This is a genomic window from Gottfriedia sp. ABJ_BB2_2 (genome assembly GCF_055484705.1).
Map to the genome: position 1 here is coordinate 235,656 of NZ_JBVFKR010000001.1, position 13,837 is coordinate 249,492.

14 protein-coding genes are annotated in these 13,837 nt (G+C 32.8%); 2 read left to right on the forward strand and 12 right to left on the reverse strand.

Going from position 1 to position 13,837, the window contains the following annotated elements; all coding sequences use genetic code 11:
* Positions 1 to 66 precede the first annotated feature (66 nt).
* Positions 67 to 1,473, reverse strand: a complete 1,407-nt coding sequence (gene gndA / locus ACX6U0_RS01300; protein ID WP_464958203.1) for an NADP-dependent phosphogluconate dehydrogenase — start codon at positions 1,471 to 1,473, stop codon at positions 67 to 69.
* 280 nt (positions 1,474 to 1,753) lie between these two features.
* Here gndA and ACX6U0_RS01305 point away from each other — a divergent pair, with 280 nt between their 5' ends.
* Both ACX6U0_RS01305 and ACX6U0_RS01310 read left to right on the forward strand, forming a co-directional pair.
* Positions 1,754 to 2,854 (forward strand): AbrB family transcriptional regulator, encoded by a 1,101-nt coding sequence (locus ACX6U0_RS01305; protein ID WP_464958204.1) that lies wholly within the window; start codon positions 1,754 to 1,756, stop codon positions 2,852 to 2,854.
* 325 nt (positions 2,855 to 3,179) lie between these two features.
* Complete coding sequence (locus tag ACX6U0_RS01310; RefSeq protein WP_464958205.1) at positions 3,180 to 3,596, forward strand: organic hydroperoxide resistance protein; 417 nt, start codon at positions 3,180 to 3,182, stop codon at positions 3,594 to 3,596.
* Between the two features lie 151 nt (positions 3,597 to 3,747).
* Here ACX6U0_RS01310 and ACX6U0_RS01315 read toward each other — a convergent pair whose 3' ends face one another.
* The 11 genes from ACX6U0_RS01315 to tkt form a co-directional block, all read right to left on the reverse strand.
* Positions 3,748 to 4,215, reverse strand: coding sequence for a GNAT family N-acetyltransferase (locus ACX6U0_RS01315; protein ID WP_464958206.1), 468 nt, complete (start codon positions 4,213 to 4,215; stop codon positions 3,748 to 3,750).
* A 163-nt stretch (positions 4,216 to 4,378) separates the two neighbouring features.
* A complete protein-coding gene (gene fabF, locus ACX6U0_RS01320; RefSeq protein WP_464958207.1) occupies positions 4,379 to 5,614 on the reverse strand; it encodes a beta-ketoacyl-ACP synthase II in 1,236 nt (411 codons plus the stop codon).
* A gap of 49 nt (positions 5,615 to 5,663) precedes the next feature.
* Positions 5,664 to 6,242, reverse strand: coding sequence for a TetR/AcrR family transcriptional regulator (locus tag ACX6U0_RS01325; protein ID WP_464958208.1), 579 nt, complete (start codon positions 6,240 to 6,242; stop codon positions 5,664 to 5,666).
* Positions 6,243 to 6,337: 95 nt separating this feature from the next.
* Positions 6,338 to 7,084, reverse strand: coding sequence for an SDR family NAD(P)-dependent oxidoreductase (locus ACX6U0_RS01330; protein ID WP_464958209.1), 747 nt, complete (start codon positions 7,082 to 7,084; stop codon positions 6,338 to 6,340).
* Between the two features lie 189 nt (positions 7,085 to 7,273).
* Positions 7,274 to 7,708 carry a MarR family winged helix-turn-helix transcriptional regulator gene (locus tag ACX6U0_RS01335; protein WP_464958210.1) on the reverse strand — a complete coding sequence of 145 codons (435 nt, stop codon included), beginning with the start codon at positions 7,706 to 7,708 and terminating at the stop codon, positions 7,274 to 7,276.
* Positions 7,709 to 7,907: 199 nt separating this feature from the next.
* Complete coding sequence (locus ACX6U0_RS01340; protein ID WP_464958211.1) at positions 7,908 to 8,309, reverse strand: DoxX family protein; 402 nt, start codon at positions 8,307 to 8,309, stop codon at positions 7,908 to 7,910.
* 244 nt (positions 8,310 to 8,553) lie between these two features.
* A complete protein-coding gene (locus tag ACX6U0_RS01345) occupies positions 8,554 to 8,874 on the reverse strand; it encodes an iron-sulfur cluster biosynthesis family protein (protein ID WP_464958212.1) in 321 nt (106 codons plus the stop codon).
* Between the two features lie 16 nt (positions 8,875 to 8,890).
* Positions 8,891 to 9,952, reverse strand: coding sequence for a lactonase family protein (locus ACX6U0_RS01350; RefSeq protein WP_464958213.1), 1,062 nt, complete (start codon positions 9,950 to 9,952; stop codon positions 8,891 to 8,893).
* A gap of 171 nt (positions 9,953 to 10,123) precedes the next feature.
* Complete coding sequence (gene fsa, locus ACX6U0_RS01355; protein ID WP_087997867.1) at positions 10,124 to 10,792, reverse strand: fructose-6-phosphate aldolase; 669 nt, start codon at positions 10,790 to 10,792, stop codon at positions 10,124 to 10,126.
* Positions 10,793 to 10,846: 54 nt separating this feature from the next.
* The gene (gene gnd, locus ACX6U0_RS01360; RefSeq protein ID WP_464958214.1) at positions 10,847 to 11,740 is read right to left on the reverse strand and encodes a phosphogluconate dehydrogenase (NAD(+)-dependent, decarboxylating); all 894 of its coding nucleotides are present in this window, start codon (positions 11,738 to 11,740) and stop codon (positions 10,847 to 10,849) included.
* A 101-nt stretch (positions 11,741 to 11,841) separates the two neighbouring features.
* Entirely contained in the window at positions 11,842 to 13,836 is a 1,995-nt protein-coding gene (gene tkt, locus ACX6U0_RS01365; RefSeq protein WP_464958215.1) for a transketolase, read from the reverse strand.
* Position 13,837: the final 1 nt, after the last annotated feature.

The window sequence follows — 13,837 nt, forward strand, 5'->3', positions numbered from 1 at the left end:
TAAAAATTACAAGGGTTTTTTTATTGTGTAACTATATACAAAAAATTTGAATTTCAAACTGATTGATTAAGTCCACTGAGTATGGAATTTTCCTTCTTTATCTGTGCGTTCATATGTATGAGCACCAAAGTAATCCCGTTGTGCTTGAATTAGATTTGCTGGTAAAGTAGCTGTACGATAGCTATCATAATAAGCAAGTGCAGCTGAGAAACAAGGAATTGGCACACCTGCTTCAATAGCTACCACACTAATTTTGCGTAAAGCTACTTGATAGCTTTCAACAATTTCTTTGAAATACGGATCAAGTAATAGGTTTGCTAAATGACCATCAAGGTCGTATGCTTCTTTAATTTTTTGTAAGAAAGCAGCTCTAATGATACACCCACCGCGGAAAATCATCGCGATATCACCATATTGTAAGTCCCAGTTATACTCATCTGAAGCAGCTCGCAATTGGGCGAATCCTTGTGCGTAAGAACAAATCTTGCTCATATAAAGTGCTTTTCTTACATCTTCAATTAATTCTTCTCTTTTACCGCTAAATCTGTAATTAGAAGGTCCTGATAATAGTTTGCTTGCCTTTTCTCTCTCATCTTTCATCGCAGAAATAAACCTAGCAAATACTGATTCAGTAATAATGGACAATGGTACACCTAAATCTAATGTGCTTTGACTTGTCCATTTTCCGGTACCTTTTTGCCCTGCTTTATCAAGAATTACATCGACTAATGGCTTTCCAGTTTCTTCATCAGTTTTTGTGAAGATGTCTGCAGTAATTTCAATTAAATAACTATCTAATTCGCCTTTATTCCATTCACTAAATACATTGTGAAGTTCTTCCGCTGTTAAACCTAATACATTTTTTAATAAAAAGTAAGCTTCTGAGATTAATTGCATATCTCCGTATTCAATACCATTGTGTACCATTTTTACGTAATGGCCTGCTCCGTCTGGACCAATGTATGTAGTACATGGTTCATTATTTACTTTTGCAGAAATTGCTTCAAAGATTGGCTTTACAAGTTCAAAAGCTTCCTTTTGACCACCTGGCATAATTGAAGGTCCTTTTAATGCACCCTCTTCTCCCCCAGAAACACCTGTTCCAATAAAATGAATGCCGCTATCTGATAATTTTTTATTTCGTCTTTGTGTATCTTTATAATATGTATTTCCACCATCAATTAAAATATCGCCTTTTTCAAGATAAGGAAGTAATGCATCAATTGTTGAATCTGTTGGCGCACCAGCTTTAACCATAATTAAGATTTTACGAGGGATTTCTAATGACTGTACGAACTCTTCAATTGAAAAAGCTCCTACGACATTTTTGCCTTCTGCTTCTTTTAAGAACTCTTCTGTTTTTTCTGCAGATCGATTATACACAGAAATAGAAAAACCACGGCTTTCGATATTTAGCGCTAGATTTTTCCCCATTACTGCTAGTCCAATCACACCAATTTGTTGTTTAGCCACCTGAATTAGTCCTTTCTTAATTAAATTATGCAAGGTTTTGTACCGAAAGTAATGACGATACCCTTCATTAATATAACCTTACACAGTTAACACTATCCTTTTGCACAATTATTAAGGATATTATGAATAAGTATACATTCTATTATTGTTTATACATAATATTTTTTTCTTGCATACTCCGAAATTAAGGTCAATAATGATAGTTATATAATAATAAAGTCATAAAAAACAATGCAATTACTCAACATTAAAATTTAATAAAATGAAAAGAAGTGATTCTATGATTGTAAAAACATTATTTCAAAAAAAATGGATTCTATTTTTAGCTACATTCATGATTGCGATTGTTGGTGGTTTATTATTTAAAGTAGTAAATCTTCCTATACCGTGGCTTCTTGGTTCGATGCTTTTTGTATTTATATGGTCAAAATTCTTTAAACAAAAACTCTACTGGCCAAGTAAACTTCGTGACTCGGCAATGATTATCGTAGGTTATACGATCGGCCTTTCATTTACTAGTGCTACTTTTGTTCAAATTGGTCAACAAATAACTTCTATGATTTTAATGACTCTCCTTCTTTTACTTTTTACATTAATCATTTCCATAGTCATCTCAAAACTCTCGGGTATACCTTTTCCAACTATATTAATAGGAAGTATACCAGGTGGATTAAGTCAAATGATTACTTTAGCTGAGGAATTAGAAGATGTTGATATAACTGTTGTTACTTTTCTACAAATATCTAGATTGATGATGATCATCTTTACAGTCCCACTATTTATTTTTAGCCCTTTATTTGATATTCATAGGGATAGTTCTATTACTAGCACAGCTCAAAATTCTGCCAACCTAATTAATTTATTTCCAAATATATTAGTATTTGCAGTTGTTTGTACTCTTTTTGCAGTTTTAGGTAAACGTATTAACTTTCCAACTGCATTTTTGCTGGGACCGATGCTAGCAACTATGTTACTAAATTTATCAGGGTTTCATGGTCCTACTCTACCATCATTCATACTTGACTGTTCTCAATTAATGATAGGAGGATATATCGGACTACTTCTTAAACCTGAAAATATGAAAAATAAATTAAAAATATCCATTTTAGCAATCAGTAGTGGTATTGTACTATTATTATTTTCCTTTGGATTAAGTATTTTATTAACGCATCTACATTCTATGAATACTGTCACTTCAATGTTAAGCCTTTCTCCAGGTGGAATGGACCAAATGGCTATTTTTGCAAAAGAAGCACATGGTGATATGTCAGTTATTATGTGTTATCAACTATTTAGAACATTATTTATTTTTATTGCTGTTCCTTATTTATTAAAGTTTATTTTTAATAGAATGAATGTGAGAATTGCAGATAAAATGTAATTCGTTTAAGTACTATCGAGTTAGGATTTAAAAATCAAAGGGGCGTCGCATAGATGCCCTTTTTTTGAAGCATTAATATTTTGAATGACTTTAAAATATAGTCTATTGAAAGAATTCCGCAATTTGTTCTTATCTCTCATTTTTACAGATCGTTATCTTCCCTAATTGATTTACATTGATAGAAATTCTGCCTAATTAACTCATTTTTTATGCTCACAAAATAATGAAGAAATCAATATTATTTAATTCATAAGAATAGTTTAAACACATATAAACTATAATATTGTTATGCACATTTATATATTTTTAGATGGGGTGATATTAAATGGTAGTATTATTTACATCAAAAGCCACAGCTTCTGGTGGTCGTGAAGGACATGTGAAATCTGATGATGGATTAATTGATTTACAGCTGACAATGCCCTCAGCTCTAAATAAGAAAACTGGTTCAAATCCGGAACAATTATTTGCTGCTGGATACTCTGCATGTTTTGATGGGGCCCTCAATTTCATTGCAAAAAAAAATAAACATCATATTGAATCATCAATAACAGCAGAAGTTAGCCTATTAAAAGATGAAACAGAAAGCCCATTTTCATTAGCCGTCACATTAAACGCACATATTAAAGGTGTACCAGAAGATGTTGCAGTAGAGCTAGTCAAAGAAGCACATGGTTTTTGTCCGTATTCAAAAGCTTTACGAAATAATGTTGATGTAAAATTAAAGGTTTCTGTAGAATAACTATTTATTTTAGTTAAAACCGCTGATATGAATGTATAAAAGACTGTTAAACATATTAACAGTCTTTCTTTAGCTTATATGTAACTTATTTCAATTTAGATTTAATATGTAATATATAAAAACTCAATAGATTGTTAAATTATTTTGTATATCAATCTATCATATATTCAAGTGGATCATTACAGTTTTTATAGCCATTTGATTTATAAAATTCAATACTTTCTTCACTTGGCCAAACCATTATGAATTCGTATTTCATTTCCATTGACCAGTTATTTACATGTGATATTAGCCTACTTCCAATACCATTACCTCTGTACTCTTCTACAGTATAAACATTTGTCATAAAAACAAATGGATTTGTAATCCTTCCTGGACGTGGTACTTTTTGAATGAGTTCTAAGTAAATATGTGATACAATTTCTCCATTAATTTCAGCTACCCAAATAATCCAGCGCTGACCATTAATTGCATCAACCAAGAAGGTTTCGCACTCCTTTTGAAAATAAATATACTCTGATTCATTTATCTTTCCACTTATATCATACTCAACAGTAAAATCCCATCTCATTTTTATTAATCGTTCTATATCTTTTAGTTCTGCTTTTCTGATATACAATCGATCTCTCCTCTCCTAAAATCCTATAACTATTTTGCAATCTAACTAACTTATTTCAATAAAAAAGCATCACTTCCTTCTATAGAAAGTAATGCTTTTGATTCATTCTAATTTAAAATCAGACTAATAAAAAATGATGACGTAAAGTTACCTTTTTTGAAATTTATTGTTCGAACTTTTTAAAAACAAGTACAGCATTATGTCCACCAAAACCAAAGCCGTTTGATATCGCATAGTTTACATTAGCTTGGATCGCTTCATTTGGCACATAATCAAGATCACATTCCTCATCTGGGAATTCATAATTGATTGTAGGTGGAATGATATTTTCCAAGATACTTTTAAGCGTGATAATTGCTTCAATTCCCCCAGCAGCACCGAAAAGATGGCCTGTCATTGACTTTGTCGAGCTTACTTTTAGACGATAGGCATGTTCACCAAATACGCTTTTAATTGCTTTTGTTTCAGATTTATCTCCTTCTGGCGTACTCGTTCCATGTGCGTTGATATAATCTATCTTATTTGGATCAATTTCAGCTAACTGTAATGCTAGCTTCATTGCTCGCTCTGCTCCGTGAAAATCAGGAGATGTAATATGGAACGCATCAGTTGTTGAACCATATCCAACGATTTCTCCTAGAATGGTTGCTCCCCTTTTTTTAGCATGCTCATATTCTTCTAATAACAAAATACCTGAACCTTCAGACATGACAAAACCGTCACGATTTTTATCAAAGGGTCTGCTAGCTTTCTTTGGTTCATCATTATTTGTTGACATTGCTCTCATTCTTGAAAAACCAGCGTAAGCTAATGGGTTAATTGATGCCTCAGATCCTCCTGCCAAAATAGCATCTGAGTATCCATGACGAATATTTAAAAAGGCCTCTCCAATTGCATGATTACCTGTTGCACAAGCAGAGACTGGAGAAAAGCTTGTACCTTTAAACCCAGTTTTAATAGAAATGATACCTACAGCCATGTTGATAATCATCATTGGGACCATAAACGGTGATACTTTTCTAGGCCCTTTGTCCAAAAGAGTTTGATGATTTTCTAATACTGTATCAATACCGCCAATTCCTGAGCCAATAAAAATACCTAATCTATTTGGATCAAGTTTTTCGATATCTAAGTTTGCTTGATCTAATGCTTGTCTTGATGCTGCATATGCGTATTGAACGAATTTATCGTATTTACCTAATTCCTTCTTCTCAAAGTAATTTTCTGGTGCGAAGTCTTTGATCATTCCACCTATTTTTGTAGTAATATCTTCATATCCTTCAAATTCAACTTTATCAATACCTGATTCTGATGCTTTAATACGATCCCATAAAGTATCTACATCATTACCTAAAGGTGAAACTACTCCATAACCAGTTACAACTACTCTTTTGTGCATATGAATCCTCCTTCAAATACAAAAATGATTAAATAATATTTAGTAGAAATTAAAATAACATCTTTTTTAATTGCAAGATAACCATGTACAAATACTTCTTGTCACTATTTAATCGACTTAAAGCTAATGAACCTTCCAAAGAAGAAAGAATAAAGACAGCCATTTCTTCTGGTAGGACATCTTTTTTTATTTCATTACGTTTTTGCCCCAGTTCAATTATATTGGCAAGTAACTGGATTAACCCATTAAATCCGTCTTTAATTTCATCTTCAAATTCCATCATTGAATCATCTGCCTCAATTGCAGCATTCATTAAAGGACATCCACCTTGAATGTATTGATCATGTAATAAAGTGCTAAATACAGAAATAAATTCATCCAATTGTTCTTGTGCACTATTTTTTCCGGACACAGCAAGAATGTACTGTTCCTTTAATGTATTCATCGAATATAAAAATGAAGCTTCAGCCAAAGATTCCTTGTTTTCAAAATGATTATAAATACCACCTTTTTTTAAACCAGTAGCATTCATAATGTCTGATATTGAGGTTGTTTTATACCCTTGCATATTAAAAAGCGATGAAGATTGTTCAATTATGTATTTCTTTGTTCGTTCACCTTTGTTCATATGCATTTACCTCCTCTGTTTCAAAAAAAGAACAATCAGTCTTTTTCAATTAAACTATTTTCTAATTTGTTTGTCAACAGACTTGAACTTTAAGACTATTCTTCATAAATCATTTTTCGTGTCATACCACCGTCAACGATGATGTTTTGACCATTTATAAAATTGTTTTCAGGATCTGCTAAATAAAGGCACGCTTTTGCGATGTCTGAAGGTTTTCCAACTCGATTTGACCAATGCTGCACGTGATCTTTTTCCTTTAAATCAGGATAGTTATTAAACTCTATCCACCCTGGACTTATACAATTCACTGTAATATTGTTGAATTGAAGTGAAGCAGCTAACGAATGTGTTAATGATACAATACCGCCCTTAGAAGCGGCATAAGACTCTGAATTAGGTTCAGACATAATAGCTCGGGTAGATGCCATATTAATGATACTACCACCATTAGACATATGTTTTGCGGCTTCTCTAGATGCGATAAAAACACTACGTAAGTTCGTATGTATCACATCATCAAATTCTTGAGTAGATAATTCAAACAAAGATTTGAACTTTGAGATTCCAGCGTTGTTAATTAAAATATCAATTTTTCCATATGTAATCTTAACATGTTGAATGAGATTTATAAGATCATCTTCTTGCTTCACATTCGTCTTAAAAAATGAGGCTTTTCCACCTTCTATTTCTATTTGATGTTGAACATGTGCCCCTTTTTCTTCATCAAGATCGGCTATACAAACAATTGCTCCTTGTTGTCCGAACTCTTTTGCAATGCCTTTTCCAATACCGTTTGCACCACCGGTGATAATAACAACTTTATCTTTAAATGTAGTACTCATCTTTCAAATCCTTTCATTTATCCTTTTATTCTTTTGGCTATGGTCTAGATAAAACAGATAATATCTTAATATGCGCTATTAAACAAAAAAACTGCCAAAAGGCAGTTTTTTTTCTAAACTTATAAGTTCATAAATTTAATTATTTGTACTTTGTTTATCAAATTTCAAAGCTAACAGAAATACACTATCCTAGCTCAATCCCATTTTTTTCAAGAGAAAAATGAGCATTTCTTTTTCTGTCTTATTAATTTGAGAAAATAATTGATCAATCATCTGTTCATGCTCTGGGAAAATCGAACTGATTAATTGATGACCTTCATCTGTTAAAACTGCGTAAGTTACTCTTCGATCTTTCGGACAAGGCAATCTTTTTATGAATCCCTTAGCCTCTAATTTATCGAGAACATAAGTCATATTTCCACTTGAAATTAGTATTCTTTTACCGATATGTTGAATTGGCGTATCACCTTTATGAAAGAGTAATTCTAAAACTGCAAATTCTGTTAAATTCAAACCAAATAACTTAATATGTTCAATAGCTGCATCAGTTATAAATCTGTTTGTTTTACAAATCTCAGAAAATAATTGTAGCGATCGGCTTTTATTATACTGATCATTCAACATGTATTTCACCTCTCATTACAAAATCTTTAATTCGAGATTATTTTAGAATACTTTCCTTGTAAAGTCAATCATAATAGGCATCGTACTTAATTTAGGCTACTATATAATGTGTTTTTTTTGAAGCTTTGTTACTTTTAGAAAAAAGTAAGGATGTTTTTGCTGCTTTTCAATTATTGAACATTTCATTGAAACTTGCTTATTAAAAAATTAAAGCGTCTATTGCATATGCCCCAGGACCTGTTAGAGCTACCCCAATTACAACTGCTAAAATAATTAAGTTTAATTCATATCCATTTTGAGCTGCCCAAAATCCGTTTGGACCATGCACTTTTACAATTGCTACGAACATTGCTCCTGCAATTAATAATGCTGCTAAAGGTGTTAGTAAACCAGTTGCAAATAAAATTCCACCTATTAATTCACTGATACCAGCGAAAAATGCCATTTGTACTCCTGGTTTCAATCCAATCGATTCCATCCACTGACCAGTACCTTTTAGTCCATATCCACCAAACATTCCAAATAGTTTCTGCGCGCCATGACCAATAAAAGAAACCCCTATCACTAAACGGATGATTAATAACCCTAAACCTACTAACATAATTTTCATTCTCCTTTTTTTGTTTTAGTTTTAATTAAAGTATCTTTAATTCGAGATAATACTCAAAAAAAATATTCAAACCTTTTTTGCTTAATTTACTTTTGATTGCACTGAAGATTCATCTATCTGATCTATTTTCACCTCACATAAAATATCTTGACTTCGAGATAATATTAAACTAAATTTTTTTCTTTGTCAACAAGGATATTGAACAAAATAAAAAAAGATGAACAAAAAGTTCATCTCAATCTTCTTTAACTACATGAAGCCCTATTCTATTATTGAATATTTGATTTTTATTTTTAAATACAAAAGATCCATTTACATAATCAATGACTAACTGATTTTCGTATACATCTTCAAAATGTAAATTTACCATAAACTCTATTCCGTCACCCGTGATTAATTTTTCATTGGGTCCGCATGGTCTTTTCTTGATCACTTTGATTTGGTAAATATTATTTACAACATCACAGCTACCACGATCAAATTCTAATAGTAATATTTGATTGTCTTCTATGTTTGTTAACTTTTCTCTTGCAGAATCAGTAATTTTAAAATCCATTTTTTAACCTGCCTTATTATTTAGTAACATGAAGGAATTTTACACAAACAGGTTCTGGTACAAGTACATCAGAATGAATGACTGTTAATTTACCTGTTTGCTGATTCCTTGAAAATAGTACAAGATTGCCTGACATTTCATTTGAAGCAATAACATAATTTTCAGTAGGATCTATTACAAAATCACGTGGCCAGTTCCCTTCCGATGAAACAATTTCAACTAATTCTAGTTTTCCATTGTCTTCATTCACACTATACACAGCGATACTGTTATGTCCACGGTTGCCAGCATAGACAAATTGGCCATCCTTTGAAATATGAATCGCGCTACCTTGGTTATTTTCAGTAAAATCCGCTGGTATTGTTGAAATATATTGTAGTTCAGTAAAGCTGCCGTCTTCCTTGTTATATGATAATACAATTACTTCTGAACTTAACTCAGTCATTACATACGCATATTTACCATTTGGGTGGAATGTTAAATGTCTTGGACCACTTCCTGGTTTTACGTTTAATGTAGATGATTTTGTTAAAGTACTGTTATCTAATTTATATGTATTAATTTCGTCAGTTCCTAAGTCTACTGCAAGAACAAATTTTTCATCTGGAGAAAATCCTGAATAGTGTGCATGTGGTTTTTCTTGTCTTGATTGATTAGGTCCTGTACCAGTATGTTGCATTGTAGAAGTAACTGGATTTACTTGTCCGTTAACTTCATAAGATTCAATTGTACCTTTATGATAGTTAGCTGTTACGACAACATGATTTTCTTCATTAACACTTACGTGACAAGGAGATGCGCCTTCTGAAAATTGGGAATTAATTTTCACAAGCTCGCCGCTTTCCTCATTAATTGAAAATGCAGTTACGCCACCTTTATCTCCTTCTTTTACGACTGAATAAAGGTTCTTGTTGTCTTTACTGATTGTTACATATGTAGGATTTTCCAATGTAGCTACTGGTTCAACATTTATAATTCTTTCTGCGTTCGTATCAAGAGTAAAACGATAAATCCCTTTACTTTCCCCTTTTGTATAAGTCCCAATATAACCTAGAAATTTACTGTTAGTTGTTTGCATTGCTACTCCTCCTCAAAATGGTTTATTTTTCATTTTATGGAAATGGTTAATATATTTTAAAAAACCCCCTAAAATCTAGCTACAGCCTTAAACAGTATCACAGACAAAGGGGGTCATTTTATAATTGATCTATTTATTTTTTACTTAAATCAGTTTGTAAATCTTTTGTGATTAAAGTTTAGGTGCTTTTTCCCAATCTGCTGCGAATTTTTCAATTCCTTGATCAGTTAATGGGTGTTTAGAAAGTTGCTCAATTACGCTATATGGAATAGTAGCGATATGTGCACCTGCCAATGCAACTCGAGTAACGTGATCTGGGTGACGTACTGATGCTGCGATGATTTGAGTATCTAAGTTATGAACACGGAATAATTCAGCAATTTTAGCAACTAATAATACACCATCTTCAGAGATATCGTCTAAGCGACCTAAGAATGGAGATACATAAGTTGCACCAGCTCTAGCAGCTAATAATGCTTGGTTTACAGTAAAGATTAATGTAACGTTTGTTTTTACACCTTTTTTAGTTAAATAACGGCAAGCTTCTAAGCCAGCAAGTGTCATCGGAAGTTTGATTGTGATGTTTTTATCTCCACCGTTAATTTTGATTAATTCGTCTGCTTCAGCCATCATTTCTTCAGCTGATACTGCATGCGGTGTAACCTCAGCAGAAACTGATTCTACTTCAGGAACTAATTTTAAAATTTCTTCAATTCGATCTTCAAATTTTACGCCTTCTTTTGCTACTAATGAAGGGTTTGTTGTAACTCCAGATAATACGCCCATTTTATAAGCTTTTTGAATATCTACTACGTTAGCTGTATCGATAAAAAATTTCATGTTTGTCTTCCTCCAAAAAATAAGTATTTTTTATATTTATATTGTAACGCTTATTTATTTCTTTTCAACTGCATGGCCACCAAATTCATTACGAAGAGCTGCAACAACTTTACCAGTGAATGTATCGTTGTCTAATGAACGGTAACGCATTAATAATGACATTGCAATAACTGGAGTAGCTGCTTGTAAATCTAATGCAGTTTCAATTGTCCATTTACCTTCACCTGAAGAATGCATAACCCCTCTAATTTCATCTAATTTAGCATCTTTAGAGAATGCATTTTCAGTTAATTCCATTAACCATGAACGAATAACTGAACCATTGTTCCATACTTTCGCTACTTTTTCATAATCGTAGTCGAAGTCACTTTTCTCTAATACTTCAAAACCTTCACCGATTGCAGCCATCATTCCATATTCAATTCCGTTATGAACCATTTTTAAGAAATGACCACTACCAACTTTACCTGCATATAAGTAACCATTTTCTACAGCAGTATCTTTGAAGATTGGTTCTACGATATCCCAAGCTTCTTGATCTCCACCAATCATGTAGCAAGCACCATTACGTGCGCCTTCCATACCGCCTGAAGTACCTGCATCCATGAAACGGATACCGAATTCTTTTAATTCATCATAACGTCTGATTGATTCTTTATAATGAGAGTTACCAGCTTCAATCACAATATCGCCTTCACTTAAGAAAGGTTTCACTTCATTAATTACTGAATCAACTACTGCATGAGGAACCATAATCCAAAGAATTCTTGGTGTATCTAAATTTTTTACTAAATCCGCTAAGCTTGTTACGCCTGTTGCTCCAAGTTTGTTCATTTCTTCAACAGCACTAGCATTGACGTCAAAAGCAACCACTTCATGGTTGTTGTCCATTAAATTTTGACCTAAGTTTAAACCCATTTTCCCTAATCCAACTAATCCTACTTTCATTACGAAATCCTCCTAAATCTTCTATGTTTCTATATATGTTTTTCTCTAAGTAAATAATTTTATGACAAAAGTATCAAAATACTTTTTTAGATTGCACGAGATCAAGAATTTAATAAACTTTTACTAATCTTTACAACATTTTCCGTACTGAAACCAAATAGTTCCATTACTTCATTGCCAGTACCTGATGCACCAAATGTTTCAATTGAGATTTTTTTGCCTTTGAAGCCAACAAATCGTTCCCATCCAAGTGAAATTCCCATTTCAATTGAGATACGATTTAAGTTTTCAGAAGGAAGTACAGATTCTTTATATTCATCAGATTGTTTTTCAAATAATTCCCAACTTGGCATTGCTACTATTCTAACTGACATATTTTCTTTTTCTAATTGAATTTTACTATCAACTGCAAGTGCTACTTCTGAACCAGTTGCAATCAAAATTAAATCAGGTTTGTCATTTGTTTCAGTTAAAACATAACCACCTTTTGAAAGATTATTGATATTTTTAGCTGTTTCTTCAAATACAGGTAAGTTTTGACGACTTAATACTAATGCGATTGGACCATCAGTATTTTGCAATGCATATGCCCAAGCGTTTGATGTTTCATTTGCATCTGATGGACGAATAACTGTTAAACCTGGAATTGCTCGTAATGCAGCTAAATGTTCAACTGGCTCATGCGTTGGACCATCTTCTCCAACTGCAATTGAATCATGTGTAAATACATATGTTACTGGTAATTTTTGTAATGCTGCTAAACGAATTGATGGACGTAAATAATCATTAAATACAAAGAATGTACTTACGAATGGTTTTACTCCTCCATGCAATGCCATACCATTTGCAGCAGCACCCATTGCATGCTCACGAACACCAAAGTAAATATTGCGACCTGCAAAAGATTCAACAGCAAATTTACTCTCATCTTTAATATCAGTCATTGTAGAATGAGATAAATCTGCGCTTCCTCCAAAGATTTCAGGTACAGATTTTATGTAGTGATTAATTGCTTCACCACTTGCTACACGTGTAGAAACCGATTTTTGAGGATCAAACGTTAAAATTCCATCAGCATCGATTAGTACTTCGCCATTTATTGCTTTTTCTAATTCAGCAGCTAATTCTGGATAAGCCTCACGATATTGATTAAATAATTGATTCCATTCAGATTCTAACTCACTACCTTTAAGTTGTATCTTGCTGAAATGCTGTTTAACTTCTTCTGGAACGAAGAAATCTTCCTCGTAGTTCCAATCATAAGCTTTCTTCGTTTCTTTCGCTTCTTCGATTCCAAGTGGAGCACCATGTGCTTTATTTGTACCAGCAACTTTTGGACTACCAAAACCGATAATCGTTCTGATTTCAATAATTGTTGGTTGGTTTGTGTTTTGTTTAGCAAGTTCGATTGCTTTAGTAATTTCTTCATGATCATTACCATTCTCAACACGTAAATAGTGCCAATTAAACGATTCTGCTCTTTTTTGCATATCTTCTGAGTAAGATAGGTTTAATGTACCATCTAAAGAAATATCGTTTGAATCATAAAGCACAACTAATTTTCCAAGCTTCATGTGACCCGCAAGTGACATTGCTTCATAAGCAACACCTTCCATTAAATCACCATCACCAACTATTGCATAAGTATGATGATCAATAATTGAATGGGTATCTTTGTTAAATTTAGCAGCTAAATGAGCTTCTGCCATTGCCATACCAACAGCTGTTGCAATTCCCTGTCCTAATGGACCAGTAGTAGCTTCAACACCATCAGTATGTCCAAATTCAGGATGACCAGGTGTTTTACTATTTAGTTTGCGAAATTCCTTTAAGTCTTGAATCGATACATCATAACCTGCTAAGTGAAGCAGACTGTATAACATACTAGAACCATGACCTGCTGAAAGTACAAAACGGTCACGGTCAAACCATTTAGAACTCTTTGGATTATGTTTTAAATGATTTGCCCAAAGTGCGTATGCCATTGGTGCTGCACCCATTGGAAGTCCAGGGTGTCCTGAGTTAGCTTGGTTAATCGCATCGATTGATAATGTACGAATTGTGTTAATTGCTAAAGTATCAATATTTGATTTCATT

What these genes read in the sequence shown, in the direction of transcription:
- ACX6U0_RS01305 (WP_464958204.1), top strand. Translation starts at nt 1,754, where the DNA reads ATGATTGTAAAAACATTATTTCAAAAAAAATGGATTCTATTTTTAGCT.
- ACX6U0_RS01310 (WP_464958205.1), top strand. Translation starts at nt 3,180, where the DNA reads ATGGTAGTATTATTTACATCAAAAGCCACAGCTTCTGGTGGTCGTGAA.
- fabF (WP_464958207.1), bottom strand. Translation starts at nt 5,614, where the DNA reads ATGCACAAAAGAGTAGTTGTAACTGGTTATGGAGTAGTTTCACCTTTA.
- ACX6U0_RS01325 (WP_464958208.1), bottom strand. Translation starts at nt 6,242, where the DNA reads ATGAACAAAGGTGAACGAACAAAGAAATACATAATTGAACAATCTTCA.
- ACX6U0_RS01330 (WP_464958209.1), bottom strand. Translation starts at nt 7,084, where the DNA reads ATGAGTACTACATTTAAAGATAAAGTTGTTATTATCACCGGTGGTGCA.
- ACX6U0_RS01335 (WP_464958210.1), bottom strand. Translation starts at nt 7,708, where the DNA reads ATGTTGAATGATCAGTATAATAAAAGCCGATCGCTACAATTATTTTCT.
- ACX6U0_RS01340 (WP_464958211.1), bottom strand. Translation starts at nt 8,309, where the DNA reads ATGTTAGTAGGTTTAGGGTTATTAATCATCCGTTTAGTGATAGGGGTT.
- ACX6U0_RS01345 (WP_464958212.1), bottom strand. Translation starts at nt 8,874, where the DNA reads ATGGATTTTAAAATTACTGATTCTGCAAGAGAAAAGTTAACAAACATA.
- ACX6U0_RS01350 (WP_464958213.1), bottom strand. Translation starts at nt 9,952, where the DNA reads ATGCAAACAACTAACAGTAAATTTCTAGGTTATATTGGGACTTATACA.
- fsa (WP_087997867.1), bottom strand. Translation starts at nt 10,792, where the DNA reads ATGAAATTTTTTATCGATACAGCTAACGTAGTAGATATTCAAAAAGCT.
- gnd (WP_464958214.1), bottom strand. Translation starts at nt 11,740, where the DNA reads ATGAAAGTAGGATTAGTTGGATTAGGGAAAATGGGTTTAAACTTAGGT.
- tkt (WP_464958215.1), bottom strand. Translation starts at nt 13,836, where the DNA reads ATGAAATCAAATATTGATACTTTAGCAATTAACACAATTCGTACATTA.